Here is a 17,527-nt window from a genome sequence, read left to right as displayed (position 1 = left end):
ACTACATTTGCGTAGAGAATTGTAATTCAATAAATGTGTTATCACACTCATATACGAAGATATTGAATTGTTGGTTTTGTGAGGATGAACATTTGTATAAATTGTGTTAACGTTTTACAGATTTATTTTAAAAATTTAAATCGTCTTTATCAACGTTATTTAATAATTCATCATCGGCGTTAATAGTTGGATTGTACCAATCTAATTTTGATTTTGCCCAAATAAGCCATTCTTCGATTTCTGTACTTTTATTTTCTTTGTTTTCAATTAAAAAATAATACTCTTCAAGTATTTTGAATTTTTTCCATCGATGTGCATCATTATAAAATTTGGTAAACTTGCTTAGTTCATTTGCTTGAAGTTTCTGTTTATTTTCATCAACGTTTATAAACTCATTATCATTAATTCTTTCAATTTTTAATTGACTTTTTATGTATTGTATTTCTTTAAATTTGCTTTCAATTTTTATTAATATTTTTTCAATTTGATTTTCAACCAATAGTGTATTTGTATCTGAAAAATCAAATAAACCAAACAATTTGATTTTGACAGATAATTTTCCGTTAGGTATAAACTCCCTTGATTTCTGTCCATCAATATTGATTGTATCTTTTGTGTCATTTTTTTCTCTAATGTAAATTTTCATTACATCATTGTTGATAGAAACGATATGTAAGCCAGTTTTACGCAAATCAATTTTGTACCCTAATATTTTAAAATTTTTTATTAAAGTATCCAAAATTCTTAATGATCGAGAAATGTTTTTTACAGACACTATAATATCCGGAAAACCGCTGTCTGTTTGAAGCATTCCTTTTGATGGGTTCAAAGATTCTAAATGTTTTTTCTCTTCAAAGTGCGCCTTAGTTTTTAAAATTAAATCTTCTGGTCGTTGCAATTGATCTGCTACTTTAAAAATTAATGATGTATTATTTCTTATTTTTTCCTCAATAATTTTTTTTAACGGATTATTTAAGCTTGAATTAAGCTTTGTATTCATGGTATTGATAATTATTTTTTCATCCATATTATTTTTAGGGAGTGGAATTATAGAAACACTTTTATTAGATTTCATTTTATTCCAATGTCCTTTTAGTGGAATTGGAATGTCATTTTTTTCACATATTTTCCTCAAAATTACGATAGGTATCATGTATTCTTCGGCCAACGTTACAATTGGCATTGACCACACTTTTTCATACAATTCTTGTCTATTTATCGTAAGTATTTTCATCGATGAATATATAATTTCTTACAAGCACTGCTACTGCTCCCTAAATTATATTAAATCATGATCGAGATAAATTACAAATGATTAATTATTAATTTGTTGTAAGTAGTAAGTTCAAGTTATAAGTGCAACAGATAAATTAAAAACACTTAAAGTTATCTCTCAAGTTTTTAAGGTCAAAAGCCTTAATTTGTCTTACATGAAAAAATATAAACAATTAACCGGAGAATAAAGGTACCAAATCGAAGCTCTAGTACAAGCTGGTTTTAATCAAACGAAAATTGCAGATCAGTTAGGTGTTCATCGCAGTACTATTGGTAGAGAACTAAAACGATCTATACCAAAAAGAGGAAGGGGTTCTGGAGAATACTGTGCTTTAAACTCGCAGCGAAAAACAAGTAATCGTAATAAAGAAATGTATAAAATAGTTTTATTAACATCTGATTTGAAGCAAGCTATCTTCGATAAAATGATCTTGGACAAATGGAGTCCAGAGTTAATTTCAGAACGTTGGAAATTAGAAGGCAAAGCAATAGTTAGTCATGAAACAATTTACAAATGGATATGGGAATCTAAGCACATTAACAGGATAGAGAATAAACCTTTTAAGACACTTTACCAAGAATTGAAACATGGTAAACGGAGACAAAAAAGAGGGAATATAAAAGACACTCGAGGAGCAATTCTGAATCGTAAAAATATAAGTGAGAGGCCAGCTGTTATTGAACAAAGAAAAAGAATCGGAGATTTAGAAGCCGATTTAATGATTGGAAAAGACCATAAATCAGCATTACTAGTCCTTACAGATAGAACTACATTAATTACCATGATAGATAAGTTGCAGGGAAAAACATCATTAGAAGTCACACAGAAAATAATTGAAAGGCTTTCTAGATTTAACTCCTGCTACGTCAAAACAATCACTTTTGACAACGGAAAAGAATTTGCTGAAAATACTGAAATCGCAAAATATTTGATCTAAAAACCTATTTTACAACACCATATACCACGCAAGAAAAAGGAAATGTAGAAAATAGAATCGGTGTAATTAGAAGATTTTTTCCAAAGAAAACTGATTTACGAATTGTAACCAATGAAAGAATTAAACAAGTAGAATTAAACAAGTAGAATTATTAATTAATAACAGACCCATTAGAAAATTCAATTACCTTAGTCCTATTGAAACTCTAAATAATAAGTTTGTTGCACTTATGAGTTGAACACAGCAATTAAATAACTCGTAAAAACACTTAATTAAATATCTTAAACTTAAAAATAATTATTGAATTAAATTAATTAAACAATTAAAAATCAATATACTACATCACGATTTTAAGCTCTCAAAAAACGTCAATATCGGAATTAGGTGTTCGATTGTAGGCCCTGTAAGTCCACAAAAGGGAAGGGATTGAACACCTTCCCTTTTTTAATACTAAAACACTATAGACCAATTAGTTACTAGTTTGCGCAATAAGTATTAGACACAGTTTATTGCTTAAAAAATACCAAATTTGTTAAAAAAAATAAAGAGTCAGCGGGAATTGAACACCTTCATTAATTGAAATACAATTGCTTATATTTTGGCTCGGTTCTATTTTTTATCTTTTTTAATTTTTTGATTTTTTTCATAAAACTCTTTAAGAGTTGCATCAACAATCACCCCCTCTCGTGCTCGTTTGCAACGAGTACATACTTACTTAAAGACCGAAAATAAAGCGTTTGCAACGCGTGTTATTTAAACAGATTACCATAAAGGTTCAACATTTACGTTGCAAAAAACAGTATTTTCTTATTCATAATTTCTATAGCTGCTCTTTACATAATCTCTTTCATGAAATACAATTTCCACTTCAACTGGATAATCACGGATGTAGTTTACTCGTTGTTCCATTTTTTCCAAAGTATCTAAGGTATCGGGATGAAAACCATCTTTCCAAAATTTATAATTTGTTGCTCTTCCTGATTTTTGAGCTTCAAAATTAAATTTTTTTAACAGCTATTGGCTCCGCCGAACCACTACTTTAGGTTTCGCGTCTACTCTGCTTCACCAGTTCGCCTAAGGGATCGGGTCGGGATGTTCTTGTATTGCTTTAATTAATTTTTTTGAGGTATACTTCTTAAAATCACGTATCACATTGTGCAATTCCACTTCAAGTGTTGTACCTATTAAATGAATATGGCTTGTCATATAGACATAGGCATGCACACTCAATCCTTTTTCTTTAAGACAATAATTCAAAGATTTATCTAAGATATTGCAATAAACGGGACGTGTAAATAAATCAACCCAATCAACAACGGTAATGGTAATAAAAGTAGGTACCGTACTATCTATAACTTTGTATTTCTCAGACATTATTTGTAATAAAATGTATTGATTTTAAAAGAAAAAATTTACATGCACAAATTAAATCCTGTTTTAGTTTGCCGCTTTGCAAACGCTACTACTTTTTTTTATATGTAAGTATGCACTCGTTGCAAACGAGCGCCAGTGGGTATAGCACTTTTGAGCAGTATGTGATACTTTAGAAAACACCATTTAGGTGGTTTCGTTTAATTGATTAATTTCTTTCTCTAATTCGACCCTATCAAATCGATTTGGTAAAACATCTGAATAGTATATTCCTGCCATTATAAATTCCTTAAGAGATTTAGATTTATTATACGCAATTCTTGCAATTGGTATTGAAACAAAAAGTAAATCTGTATCTATTTCAAATGCACTTTCGTATGCTTTTGACGACCCCATTAATGATCGATGATATAATATTGATTCAGCAATTTTTTTTGCTAGTAAACTATTTTTATTATCAAATTTTAAAAAATCATTCCCAATTGACAATAATTCTTCCCATGAATCTAATTGTATCTTATGATCAAGATTCAAAAAAGCAGTAATTCTTTCTTCTATATTCATTTTAAAAATCTGGTATATATGATTGTGTATTGTATTTTACAGGGGCACTCCAAAGGCTTCTGTCAAGCACTAATGTTTGAGTAGCTCCACCAGTAGTTGTGTAGCCTCGTTGTATTGTTGGTGCTATTGTACTTCTATAAATTGGTGCTGATTGATTTGCAGTAATTTTATAAATGTCGTACTCATCTGCCATACTACCCAACGGCAATCCTGACTTACTTTCAAGATTACTACCCTTACTCATTAAATCATCTAATTCCGATTTGGTTACCCAGTATTCTGTAACATCAGAAGGTTTTCCTCCCTTTTTTACTACTTTAAATAATTCTGCACCTTGTTGATATGTTACTTTTTGAGGTACTGTGCTTCCAGATTCTAACAATTCAATTATTTTACTCGCTTTTTGTTGTGTTGTCCAATTAGTTCTACTTCCTAAATCTGCAAACATATCATTATAGATAGTGCTGGTAATATCATTTGTAGTTTTACCACCAGTAGGAGAAAAATCAATAAAATCTAAATTGCCGTGTTGTGTTTTTAAGTTCTGTAATCTTTGTTTCTGCTTATTTAATAGAGCTAACAAGTAACTCCCCGCCCCATTCACTCCCATCAACTCATCAGCAAATTTATCAAATTCATCTGAGTTATTGATAAATCGGCTACCAAATTTTTGAACAGCGATATCTACAGCAGTTGCTGAAATGGTTGCAATTGCATAATAAGTGTTTATTTCATTCCATCTTTTTAAACGCTTTTGTCCATCAGGAGTTTTAGCCCATTCTTCGGCTAAGTTGTCATTTATAACTATATCTGTGATGGACATCCCAACATCTCCAAGCGCTTTAATTCCGATATAGGAAGCATATATATTTCGTGTAGCTTGATAGGTTTTGTACGCAGCTTGCAATTCACCAACTCCAACAGCAAACAATGCAATGTTAAACATTGTTTTAGATGATGATATAATTAATTCTCGTCTGTCTTTGTTGAAAAGATAAAGTGCTGCTAATGCTGGCATTTTAGCAATACTTCCAGTTTTATAGCCCATTGTTTGGTCTTTAAAGCGAACTAAAACATAATCTAGAGGATTTGAAATTTTAATAGTTTGTTCAGAAACAGGAATACACTCTTTGCATTGTCCGTATGCTTCTCTTTTTAAGATAAAAGAGTCACTTGTGATACTGCCGCTTACTAAGTTATCTATATATTCAATTCTCTCTATTTTATTTTCTAAAACGGATGATACTGCTCTCTCATCAGTTATTGGATAATATCGTAATTGCCAAGAAACTAATTTTTTAGCTATGTCATCAAAGGTTTGAAACTGTGTTTTGTCTAATAATGGATAGATCATTTTTTCTTGTACAAGCCAATCTAACAAAGCTTTTTCATCATTGGCCGGAGTAGATAAGATGAGCTTGTAGGTTATTGGCTCGTAGCAATTACCTATTCTAATGTTAGGATAGCTCTCACTTTCAACACAGCTTGTTAAGGCCCATTCTTTTAACATTGTTTGTAATAATTCTTTTCTTTTTACTAGGGTTATAGTACCTAAGCATGCTGCACTTTTACTAGCATAGAAATTATTTACAAGGTAATCAACGGTAATTTTTGTAATATCAGTAGGTAATTCTGGACAGTTAATCGTTTGATTTTGTGCACCATTGCAAGCCAACGTTGCCCAATAAGTGGTTCTATTTTCGTCCTTTACTTTCCTTTTAAGGGTTTGATCTTGACTAAAACGATTAATAAAATCAATTAACTTTTTAGCATCTTTAACTTTTGCACTTATGATTGCTTGAAGTTCTGTGGTATAAGTAGTTCGTAAAAAATTGCTATTGCCACAAGAGGCATTGTTGTTGTAAAACAAATAAATTTTGGAGCCTAATGTTGGTTCTTTTACAATTGCCTTTGTGTTTGTTACTCCTTCTTGGCTTACATAATTCTTTCCATCCCATTTGTACATTACTTTGTTAGTATCAACAAATCCACCCAAAAATCCTTCGGGTGCTGCTTCAAGATTAGCAACCGTTGTTTCATCCCCATTACTTACAAAACTCCAATCAGGAGCAAGAGCATATCCTCCTGCTAGAGCCCCTGCAGTACTTCCTTGCGTAAACTGATACAACTGCAATCCTGGTGCGTGCATGATTTCCCAATCATTATGATTAAGTGTCGTACCATCACCATAATCCATAAGTAGATCTGTGCTCCCCTTAGAAGTTCCATATTGCTTAAAAGGATGTTGCAATCCAAAAACACCGTGACCCAACTCATGCGCGAGTGTTTTATTTCTTCCATCAAATACAAAACCAAATTGTCGTTTCAAGGGCATAAACCCTGCATCATTCTTTACTGTTCCTTCCTTAGTGTAGAGCATGTAGTAGGTATCAGTGGCGTACTGTGCTCCGAGCTCTGTTTTTAAAGCCATGGTTATGGCTTGTTGTTCAGCGGTGTAGGTGTTGAGTAAGTCGCTATCGCCCGTTTCAATTGTATTGTCCCAAAAGTGGTTTAAGGTAATGGGTTTAGTTTTGACATTAAAAGATATTCCTGTAGGTTCATAAATTTGATTTATCGTTCTTGCAGCATCTTCTGGTATTGCAGCTCCATTCACGCTTACCAAAGTCACATTAATTTTTTTATGGGTTAAATGCCATAAATTAAAAGTTCCTGCAATGTCATATTTACCTGCTGTATCCTTAGGATCTTTAGAAGCAGCGGGGCGAACTGCTGCAATAACGGTTTCTTTGGCGTAGTCTAAAGTACGTTTTAGTTTTAAAATAGCTGTATTTTCGTTCCAAGTACTTTTTATTAAAGTACCATTTTTGGTTTTGAATACGATATCATCTTTTGTTTTTCCGTTTTTAAAATCTACAGTAGCTACAATGACATCTGTAGAGTCTGGCCTGTTTGAAATGGCTTTAAAAGGGATGCTATACGTGCCACCGCTCTTTTGAGGAATTGATTTGTAGCTTTTGCTTAGTTTACCATTTTGTGTGGTAGGTGCTGTATCAAAAGCATATTTTCCGTCGCCTTTTGTGAAAACAACGCTCACATCTGCCGAAGAAATTTGTTTTACAACACCGCCTGCACCCATTCCGTTTGTATTTGCAGCCGTAGGTATTCCGCCTGGTGCCAATTGTCCAGAAGACTCTATTTTCCCAGGCTGTGCATTGGCAGGAATTGTATATTGTGTGCCATCTTTATCAGTAATAACAATATCATTAACTGTTTTATCTATTACAGTAACCACATCTGTCTTACTAGTAATTGTTATGGTACCGTCTTGATTTTTTATAACGGTTTTAATATCAAAATCAATTTCATAATTGACCACATTGCCCGCATCTCCAAAAACTTCGTTAAATGCAGGGTCAAGATCAATCATGCTTTTCCACTCGGGGTCATAGCTTGCTATAATGGAACCCGATATGAGTTTAAAATCAGTATTTACACCAATATCACTAAAGCTAACGGCGATGCGGGTATACTTTCCTATATTTGTGGAATAATCCGGTACCATTCCCGCTAGAGCATTTGCCTTGTCACTTACTAATGCTGCAGTGCTTTTAATTTGATCTGTAACCCCTTGCGTAGGATTATTTATTGTTTGACCCGTGATGTCTTCTACTTTAGTTACTACATTATTAACTTGGGTTGCACCGTGGTTTGCAAGTACAGTAGCAACTGTAGCGGCATCTGTTACGATACCTGCGGCTTTTTTTGGAATTTCTCCAAGATTATCTGCAGTGTCAATTAGTTTTCTATATCGTTCTAAGAGCGGTAGTGTTACATAGCCCTCACCGCTAAATCTGCCGTTACCACCTGTGGCTTCAATCACTACTATAGGGAAATCACCCGCTTTGATCACATCATTTGGGACCAAATTGTCTAACGGACTTAGGTTACTTAAATCAACTGGATCTGGTATGATACCGCAGGTTACAAGGGCAATTTCGTCTTGAGCCAAGGTGGTAAATTCTTGTATGCTGCTGTGTATATATTTTCCTTTTTCGCAAGAGGCTCCTACGGTGTATTCGTAGGCGGTTTTGGGTTTTAAATTGGCTAAAGTGGCATACTCGCGCGGGGTTTCAAGAGGATACCATTGTGAGTCGGCATTTTTTTCGCGGTAGTTTACTTGGTAATCAAAATTATCAAGGGCGCCGCTCCACGTTATTTTGGCTTGGTCTTGGCTTACACCTTCAGTGGATATTAGTAAAGGTGGCGTGCAATATACTTCATACGTAAAAGCAAAGATCTCGCTATACCCATTGTTCTTGAATACTCCAATCTCTTCGGCGCCCACAAGCGCTTTGGCTTTTATGCGCCATGCGTAGCGTTTACCGGTAATCAATTGCGGTTCTGCCACACCATATTGCAGCGTGGTAGCTCTAGTGGTGGTGGTATAAATAGGTTTAGAGTAAGCAAAAGCGTTTTGAACTGGAGTGTATTGATCCCAAATTTCAATCAAATCAAACTGATATTCTACATTGCTCACATTGATTTGTCTAGGTGTCCAGCTAAAAAGAATGTTTTGGATGTTTTGCTGAATGATGCTAACTTGGTTCAAAGGCAAATTGAGTAACGGTGACTCGTTCTGGAAAATAATAACCGTTACAGTACTTTTTCTGGATAGTTTTTGTCCTGTGGCCACATCATACACTTCTACCGCGAAGGTATAAATACCCTCGGGCATAGCTTGTGCATATTGATTTGGTGTTATCCCCAGTATGTTTTGAAACTCAAAATAGGGCGCTAAGTTTACATTGGTCAATTGCAATGGTACACCACCTTCTAGGAAAAGTGGTTGGGCACCTACCACAAAGTCATTGTTCATAAACGAAATCCCGTTGCCTTGCCAGTAGCATTTTATTCGCACCTGTCGATTTGCAATTGTTAAGTCGTTCAGCACAATTTGCATTTTTATGGGGCTATTGCTGGCGGTAGCATCAGCATAATTGCTCCAATAAATTGGCGAAGGTTGATTAATCTGGGTGCTTATGGAAACTGGAAAGGTTTGTGAAAAGCCCGTAATTCCTACTAGCAAAAGTAAAAAGATAAAAAAGTAGGTGTGTTTTTTTAGCATTTTAGTGGTGTATTGGTTGTCTATGCAGGGTTTGTTTTCAGTACGTGAGATGTAATTTTTTTTGCCCATTTTATTTCTGAAGGTATTTAATGTTAACATCATCATTACTTGTGTTTTTCGAAGCTAAATCATGGTAAAAAGGAATTAGTTTCATTTCAATGGCACTTATGATTTCTTCGGATGTTTTTTTATTTTTTATCAATTCAAGTGTACTATCTATTATTTGAGAACTAAAAACTGAGAAATACTTGTTTTCTTGAATAGCATTAGGTTTTGTTTTTGCGGCCAATGAAATTTCGTTGTACATCCAGCGGTGTCTTACTAATTTGTTTTTATTTTGTTCACTTTTTTTAAGCAGTACTACATACGATTTATACCCGTTTTTATTGCTTATTTCTTCCTCTTTTTTGTCGTGAAATGGGTGCATGTTTATTCGCCCCACTAGAGACAGGTATTCTTTTTCAAGGCTTTCATCCTTATTTTTCATATCGTTTTCCAGCTTTGTATACGCTTGTATTAAGTACTCCTCATATTTAACACTGTTTTTAGTGCTCATATCTTGCGCCATTAAATAATCTAAAACATTGTTTTTAAAATCTTTATCCGTCTCAGCTTGATTTATAGCTGAGAATAATTGCTTTAAATTAGATTGGTCCGCATTAGATAAAAGAGCTGTATCGGGCTGTTTAGTAGCCAGTTGCTCTGTAATTTCGGATCTATTGCCTTGATACGTTTGGCCTTTATAAAGAATCCTTATAGCTGGCTTAGCAGAAATACTGTCTTTTTGCTCTTTCGTTTCGGCTGTTTTAGTAGGTCTCAGTTTAATTTTATCAAAAGAATAGGAATAAGATAATGTGGCCGTAATATCTTTGTTTTGAGCTGTTTTAGTATTGTTAAACAGGGAAATAGCATTGAAACTAAAATTGTGTTTTTCTTTATAAATATAAGATCCATTGAGTCTAAAATTAAAGACGTCATTTTGTTTCACACCATTATTACTACTTGTATTGTAGCTTATAGCGGCCGATGTATTTAATTTTTTATCAAAAAAAAGTTTGTTTGCTGCAAGTGTTGGCCCTAGTATCAAGCTTCTACCAGTATCTGTTATTCCTAGTGTATTATTTACAGATGCAGTAAGATTTAAAGCCCTTTGAGGAAGTCCCACTAAATAGGAAATAGCGTTATTGTAATACGTTGTTGCGCCACCAGCAATGGTTTTTCCTTGTTGTTGATTTATGGCGTCTTGCATGCTAAAATTAGCATTAAAGGTGTGTTTAATTTTCTTTGTGTTTTTTAATAAATAATTTACAGACAATGAGGCACTTTTATTGACTTGTCTAAAATTAAGGGTATCGAGGTTCTCAAAGTTGGAAGTTTGATTGATAAAGTCAAATTGATTGCGACTATTAGTAAAAGACTGAAAATTCGAGTAATTAGCGTTTAAGTTTAATTTCTGATTTACCTTAACATCTGCAGTTACAGACGAAACCAAACGTTTCATCTGACTTTGTTTTTGTTTGTCTAAATTGTCTTTTTGTAACCCAAAATTCATGGCAAGGTTTACTTTGTTTTTTAATACGGTTTGTGTAGCATTTACAGTTATGTTTTCTAAATCATTGTTAAAAAAATAGCCTCCTAGGGTTCTATAATTAGGATCTATACGCTCATATCCTAGCCCTAAAGTTCCGTTACCAGCTGGGTAGGCTAGTTGTCCTCTAAAAGCATTATAATTTGCGGTTGTTGAATTAGGGTTTAAAAATAAAGAGGCATTAATTTTTCTTGTAGCTCCTGTTTTTTCTCTAATGTCTTCGGTGACACTGCTGGTGGCGACTTCAGTAGTAATTTGTACTTTTTGAAGGAGTTTAAATGCTGTTTCTAAACTTATGGCTGTGTTCTCTTTTGGAGTAACTCCTAATTCAAATGGAAATAATGGATTAATGGAGTTAACTTGGTCTTTTGCTTTAAAAAATGTAACTCCAATGTTTACTTTTTCTAAAGCATATTGCGTTTTAAATCCGTATCCAAATCTTTTGTAGGTAGGAAGTAGGTCTGGGAGGTTGCAGTTGTACTCATTGCTTCGTAATAATCGTCCGTACATGGCACTGATTTTGAACTTTCCTTGTGGGGTCAAATCAACACCAAACCCTGTGAACTGATGTCCACTTAAAGTATACGGAGAAAAACTCATACTGGCATCTCCTATATGTGCCGTAATCCATTTATATGACGGATGAATGCTTAATCGATTCATTAAAACAGGTTTGCCAAAACCTAATTTTTGATTGGTATACGAGAAAGAAAACGGCAAATTGTACAAGCCCGCTATATTTAGATTGATATTACCATTTAGGAAATAATTAAAGGGATCACGGGTAGCACTGCCAGAGTAAAAAATACTACTGGCTGATGCTCCTCCGCTTACGTTTATTAATTTGCTTTTACCTACTTGCTCAATATTAAAGTTTTGTCCAAAACTTATGACACATTTCAGGAAAAGTAATACTATTATAATTCGATTAAAGTTCATTATTTTATGGTGAGACTTTAGAAAGTAAAGTCTTTATTATTATTTATAAATACTGAGTACTATTTGATTATTATTTTTCTCAACTTGCTTCCTTGTTGAGATTCAAATAGAATAAAATAGACTCCGGGTATCATACCACTTAAATTAAAATCAAAAGTATAGGTTTGTTTGCCGTTTTCTGATTTTGATGCAATGATGCTATTATTGATTAAACTGAATATTTTAACAGTAGCTGGCATTACTTTATCTAAAGTGATATCTATTGAAAATATACCATCAGATGGGTTTGGATAGATTTTCAAATCAAAATTTTTCATAGTATCCGTGCTTTCTGGATCTTTGTATTCTCCGTCTATAACTAATACTTTTTTAGCTTGAATAGCGGTACAATTTCCTTTCTTACTAGACATGGTAATTTCGTATTCTCCTGTTTTTGCAAAGCTTATCTCAGCAAAGTCTTTGTTTTTTATTTTGACGATCGCTTCAGCGGGTAATATCCATTCGATGCTATCTGGTCGGGGATTACTGATATCAATAATAGTAAAAACCTCATTTGTAAACACTTGTGACGACATAGCAAATTCAGCGCTAATAGGAGTATTTTGGCTACTAATTGTAATGGTATCTACAGCTTTACAACCTAATTTATTGGTGATTGTTAGGGTATAATTTGCAGCTTCTTTTAAGGTTACAATAGGTTTATTACTAGTAAATCCTTTATCTGATTGCCAAAAATACGTGGCTTTATCATCATTTATAGTAGCATTAATTGTTAAGGTTTGATCGAGACACAAGGTCACATCTTCCCCAAGATTTAACAGGTCCTTTGGAGGATTTTCAATTTTATACTCTTCTTTAATAACACATCCTTTTACATCCGTAATTGTTACAGAATAAGTACCTGCCTTAGCATTACTCAATTGGCTTGATTGTGCTCCTGTACTCCATAAATAGGTGTATGGGCCCTTTCCTCCTGTCGTTATCAATACAATGGTAGCATCATCTCCTTCAAAGCAGGTTGGTTTTTTTATTTGAGCTGCTGTTGTAAGTGGCTGTGGAGCGGTAATCGTAATCTCATTGGTTACACGACAGCCATTTTTATCAGTAATAACAACACTATACTTCCCAGGTGCTACATTTTGTATGCTCGGGGTTTTATCTCCAGTGTTCCAGCTGTAATTGTATGTAGTTGTCCCGCCTGTTGGAGCCGTTGTAATGGTCCAGTCGTTTGCATCCCCGCACAACGTATAATCAGCAGATAGCGTATTTTTTAAAATATCTGGTTCCGTTATGGTTATACTTTTACTGGTCGCTTTATTGCCGTTAGAATCCGTTACAATCACATAATACGACCCTTTTCCAATATCACTTAAAATTGTGTTTGTGGCTAATAGCGTTGTATTTCCGTCTGCAAACCATTGGTAGGTATAGTTTTCCCCTGGTTTCAAGAACCCTCCCGAAGTAATCGATCTAACACTTCCGTTGGCATCACCATTACACAAAATGATATTTTGAACTGCCGCTGAGGTAATTAAAAGCGCAGGTTCTGTTACTTCGATTAGTAGGGAAGTAAGCTTACATCCTTTTGCGTCTGTCACATTTACAAAATACTTTCCTGCTGCAAGATTGTTGGCTGTAGCAGTATTGGCAATAGTTGTTGTTGAACCGTTTTTGTACCATTGGTAGCCATAGTTACCGTTTCCACCACTAGCTTCAACAGTAATAGAACCGTTAGCTAAACCAAATCCTGAAGCAGCTGTAACAATTGTTTTTGAATTGACTAAACTTATTGGAGCTAAGGGCTGCGCTATGCTAACCTCTAAATTTGGTACATTGCTGCATAAAATTCCATTTTTGTCTTTTATTTGAAAAGTGTACTTTCCAGCTTTAAGCCCTTCTTGAATTGTACTGTTTTTAGAAGTAAAAGAGATCCAATTCCCATAACTATCGTTTTCTGGTTTGAAACGATATTCAAAAGTATTGCTTCCTCCTGACGCTTTTAATGTTACACTTCCATTTTCTTCGCCAATACAGTTCACATCAACAACTGTATTACTTGTAAGAATCAATTCTGGTTCTGTGATTGTTACGGATGTACTGGTAGCTGTATTTCCGTTTTTGTCTATCACTATTAAATAATAATTTCCAGCACCTACAAAAGGTGACGCAGGATTAGTCCCTATCATAAAGTTGGAACTATCATACCATTCAAAGTTATAATTTGGCACACCTCCAGCAACAGTTGCTGCTAATTGGATACTTTTATCGCCATAGCAATAAATTACTTGGTTTATTGGATTAATAAGAGTATTAAGTTTTTCTGGTTGTGAAATCGTTATTAATTCTGACGTAATACTACAATTTTTTGAATCGGTGATTTCAACATAATATTTACCAGCTACTAGATTTATTGCTGAACTAGTTGATTGGTTGATGTCAATTTTATTTTCATTAAACCATTTATACACATAGTTTCCGTTACCACCATCTATAACCACAGCAATACTTCCGTTACTTAGTCCAAAACCAGAAGTACTATTTGTATTTATTTTAGAAATGGTTAAGATAGAGGGTTGTTCTATCTTGGCTAGAGCTGTTGCTATTGCATTACATCCCTTAGAGTCTTTAACATATACTGTATAATCTCCCGTTGGAAGATTACTAATAATTGAAGTATTGCTTGCTGAAAAAGCAGTCCAAGTAATAGTATCTAAACTATACAAATAGGAACCACTACCACCAATAGCATTTATAGAAATAGTACCATCATTAGCTCCGTTACAAGTTGAATTAGTCTTCAAAATACTTTTAATTTCTACTACATCAGGTTGAGTAATAATGATCGTATTACTTATCACTTCTAATTTAGCCGTATCTATACAACTAAACTTATAATCACCCGGGCCATAATTAGTTAAAGTTGATCCGTTTTCTAGTGGTATAATTTCATTGTTTTTATACCATGTATAGGTTTTAATCCCTAGACCGCCTGTTACGAGTGCTTCAATATTTGCTCCCTCACCATTGCATATGATTTGCTTGGTTTGCTGAATTGAAGCTGCTAATACATTATTAGTTAAATCAATAATTTCTGTTTTAGTACATCCTGTATTATCAGTGACACTTACAGTATAAATATCTGTTGGTAATTGATTGATCAATAGAGATTTGTCCGAGACTACTTTTTCTAAAAGTGTATTACCACTACTATTTTTAATACTGTACTTGTAATCATTTTGTCCACCTTTCATCACCACATTTATTGACCAGTTTGTTTCTGGTAAAATTGGTTTAGTTAGTGTGAATTTTTCTTTATCAAAACCAAAATCTTCCGGTTCTGTAATTGTAAATGTGTTGCTTTGAACACAATCATTACTATCTGTTACAGTTAAGGTGTAGGTTCCTGCTAATAAGTTTTCAATAGCCGAATCATTAACTTGAGATGTGGTGTTTTTATTTATGTTTAATAAAGTGTATTTGTAATTTGGTGTACCTCCACTTGTTTCAAAAATAATACTACCGTCGGCTTCATTAGGACAGGTGGCGTTATTCTTTTTGATTTCTACTACTGTTAATGCCTTGTTAGGTTGTTCAATAACTACAGGTATTAAATCATTTAAATTTGAAGGAGTGGTGTTTAAATTAAAATCAGTTACTTGAATGTAATAGGTACTAGCAAATTTTGTGTCAAATTTTGCTTCTAAAGCTTTTTGGCTTTCTAATACATTTTTATTCCTATCAAAAAGGGTATAGGTATAAAAACCATTGTTGTCTTTTACACCACCTGTGGCTATGGCATTAATACTACCGTTTTGTTCACCAAAACATAAAACTTTAGTTATTAGAACTTTAAATTCTAAAAGTTTTGGTTCATTAATGGTGAAAGTTTTTTCAATAGAACAAATAAGATTTGCATCTGTTACGATTACTTTGTATTCACCCGGAGCTAAGTTACTAAGATTGTTATTGCTCTGATTATTTATAACAGTACCATTAAAAAACCATTGGTATTGATAAGTTGGTGTTCCTCCGCTAGGATTTACTTCAATTTTTCCATTATTGGTTTGATAACCTGTAGCATTAGAAGATGTAAATGAGCTAATTGCTAATTCATTGGTAGGTTCAGAGATTGATGTAGTTACAACATTAACGCAATAAGCCGTTAAATTAGAAGTATAGTTGCTATCTCTTATCTCAAGTGTGTAATTACCTTTAGAAAGGCCTTCAATTTTTGATGTATTACTTCCTATACTTGTAGTTTCTTTTTTCCAAATATAAGTAAAAGGAGCAGTGCCGCCAATTACTACTGCTTCTAATGATCCGTCATTTCCATTATAACAAGAAACATTTTTTTGAATTAAGTTTACTACTATGGGAGCAGGTTGCTTAAAAGTAACAGGTATAGTATTTGAAATTATTCCAGCCACATCTGTAGCGGTTAGCTCATACTCCCCGTCTGCTATATTTTCAAACTTAGCTTTAGTTCCAACAATAGATTCAGTAATTCCTGTTGTTCTATTTTGTAATTTATACGTGTATGTTTTTTCAGATTGATTTTGCTTAAATGTTGCTCCACCTGTGGCAGTTGCATCTAGAGATCCCGTTAATCCATTGCATTTTGCTTGTAGATGCGTTTCACTTACTATAGGTTGTGTAGGTTGTAAGACAGTAAATGTTTTAAGCAATTCGCAACCCTTAGTATCAGTAATCACTACAGAATACTCACCCGCAGCACTAGTACTTAGGGTTGGACTATTAGTGCCAATTGTATTACCAGCACTATTTTTCCATACATAGCTGTAAGTTGGTGTGCCACCGTCGACACTAATTTCTATTTTTCCTGTAGCGAGACCAAAACCTGTAGTTGGAGTACTTACTTCACTTGCAATAAAAAGAGCTTTTTCGGGTGCTGTAATATCGATAGTTTGTTGGGCAGTTTGGCAACCATTTGCATCCGTCACTTTTACAATATAGCTGCCTTTTGCTAATCCAGAAATAATTCCGTTTTTAGTATCAATTGTACCACCACTGCTAGTAATTGAGTATGGATTATTAGGATCGGTACTTTTTGTCCCTCCTGTTATAGTAAGTTGAATGCTTCCATCAGAACCACCAAAGCAAGAAACGGAGGTTGGTGTTGTTGTAAAAGCCAATACATCAGGTTGATTGATGGTAAAGGTGTTGGTGCCAAATAAAATATTATTTTTTGCATCTTTTATTGTAACAACATAATTACCATAAGCTAAATTTGAAGCTACTGAAATAGTATTTAAAGTGGTTATAGTTTCAATAGAAGAATATTTTTGTCCAGTGGTAGTATTTAACCATTCAAGTGTGTATTCTTTAACTCCACCTGTTATTAGTGCTCTATATTCAGCTGTTGTTGCACCAAAACATTTTAATTCGGTATTTGGAGTAGGCGTCAGAACTATTTCCAGTTTATCGGGCTGTGTAATTTCATATTGTACTTTAGGCAAAGTGCAACCGTTCGTGTCTTTAACAAGTAAATAATACATTCCTTTGCTAAGATTAGCTATAGAAGCTGTTGTACCAATTATTGTTGTATCTGCATCTTTTGTCCATTCATAACTATAATCTTTGGAACCTCCCATTACTTTTACAACTATGCTTCCGTTGTTGGTTTCATATCCTGTTAAGTTTGTTTTGGATACATTATCTATTTTTAGTGGTTCTTCAGGTTGTGAGATAACTACCGCATCATGCAATGTTGCAGTACAATTATGTCCAACTGCATCAGTAACAATA

6 protein-coding genes and 1 pseudogene are annotated in these 17,527 nt (G+C 33.8%); 1 reads left to right on the top strand and 6 read right to left on the bottom strand.

Annotation, left to right across the window (positions count from 1 at the left end):
* Window positions 1–127: 127 nt before the first annotated feature.
* On the bottom strand, window positions 128–1,075 hold the full coding sequence (locus tag AC061C_RS06375; RefSeq protein ID WP_478290468.1) for a hypothetical protein: 948 nt from the start codon (window positions 1,073–1,075) through the stop codon (window positions 128–130).
* A gap of 397 nt (window positions 1,076–1,472) precedes the next feature.
* Between AC061C_RS06375 and AC061C_RS06370 the strand changes: the two are divergent.
* Window positions 1,473–2,451: pseudogene (locus AC061C_RS06370) on the top strand (IS30 family transposase).
* Between the two features lie 836 nt (window positions 2,452–3,287).
* Here the strand turns inward: AC061C_RS06370 and AC061C_RS06365 are convergent.
* The 5 genes from AC061C_RS06365 to AC061C_RS06345 form a co-directional block, all read right to left on the bottom strand.
* Window positions 3,288–3,587, bottom strand: a complete 300-nt coding sequence (locus tag AC061C_RS06365) for a transposase (RefSeq protein ID WP_478290467.1) — start codon at window positions 3,585–3,587, stop codon at window positions 3,288–3,290.
* A 183-nt stretch (window positions 3,588–3,770) separates the two neighbouring features.
* Entirely contained in the window at window positions 3,771–4,148 is a 378-nt protein-coding gene (locus AC061C_RS06360; RefSeq protein ID WP_478290466.1) for a hypothetical protein, read from the bottom strand.
* Window position 4,149: 1 nt separating this feature from the next.
* On the bottom strand, window positions 4,150–9,339 hold the full coding sequence (locus AC061C_RS06355) for a fibronectin type III domain-containing protein (protein ID WP_478290465.1): 5,190 nt from the start codon (window positions 9,337–9,339) through the stop codon (window positions 4,150–4,152).
* Window positions 9,305–11,761 carry a TonB-dependent receptor gene (locus tag AC061C_RS06350; protein ID WP_478290464.1) on the bottom strand — a complete coding sequence of 819 codons (2,457 nt, stop codon included), beginning with the start codon at window positions 11,759–11,761 and terminating at the stop codon, window positions 9,305–9,307. Before AC061C_RS06350 ends, AC061C_RS06355 begins: the two co-directional genes overlap by 35 nt.
* A gap of 59 nt (window positions 11,762–11,820) precedes the next feature.
* Window positions 11,821–17,527: T9SS type A sorting domain-containing protein (locus AC061C_RS06345; protein ID WP_478290463.1), on the bottom strand; the 5,707-nt coding region annotated here is incomplete at its 5' end.

The organism is Flavobacterium sp. GNP010 (genome assembly GCF_056428945.1).
The sequence above is the reverse complement of the archived record's forward strand: the minus strand, read 5'-3'. Positions and strand labels throughout refer to the sequence as shown.

Bases quoted from the DNA above. Each gene is read 5' to 3' on its own strand.
- AC061C_RS06360 (WP_478290466.1), bottom strand. From the start codon at position 4,148: ATGAATATAGAAGAAAGAATTACTGCTTTTTTGAATCTTGATCATAAG.
- AC061C_RS06365 (WP_478290467.1), bottom strand. From the start codon at position 3,587: ATGTCTGAGAAATACAAAGTTATAGATAGTACGGTACCTACTTTTATT.
- AC061C_RS06355 (WP_478290465.1), bottom strand. From the start codon at position 9,339: ATGATGATGTTAACATTAAATACCTTCAGAAATAAAATGGGCAAAAAA.
- AC061C_RS06350 (WP_478290464.1), bottom strand. From the start codon at position 11,761: ATGAACTTTAATCGAATTATAATAGTATTACTTTTCCTGAAATGTGTC.
- AC061C_RS06375 (WP_478290468.1), bottom strand. From the start codon at position 1,075: ATGAAATCTAATAAAAGTGTTTCTATAATTCCACTCCCTAAAAATAAT.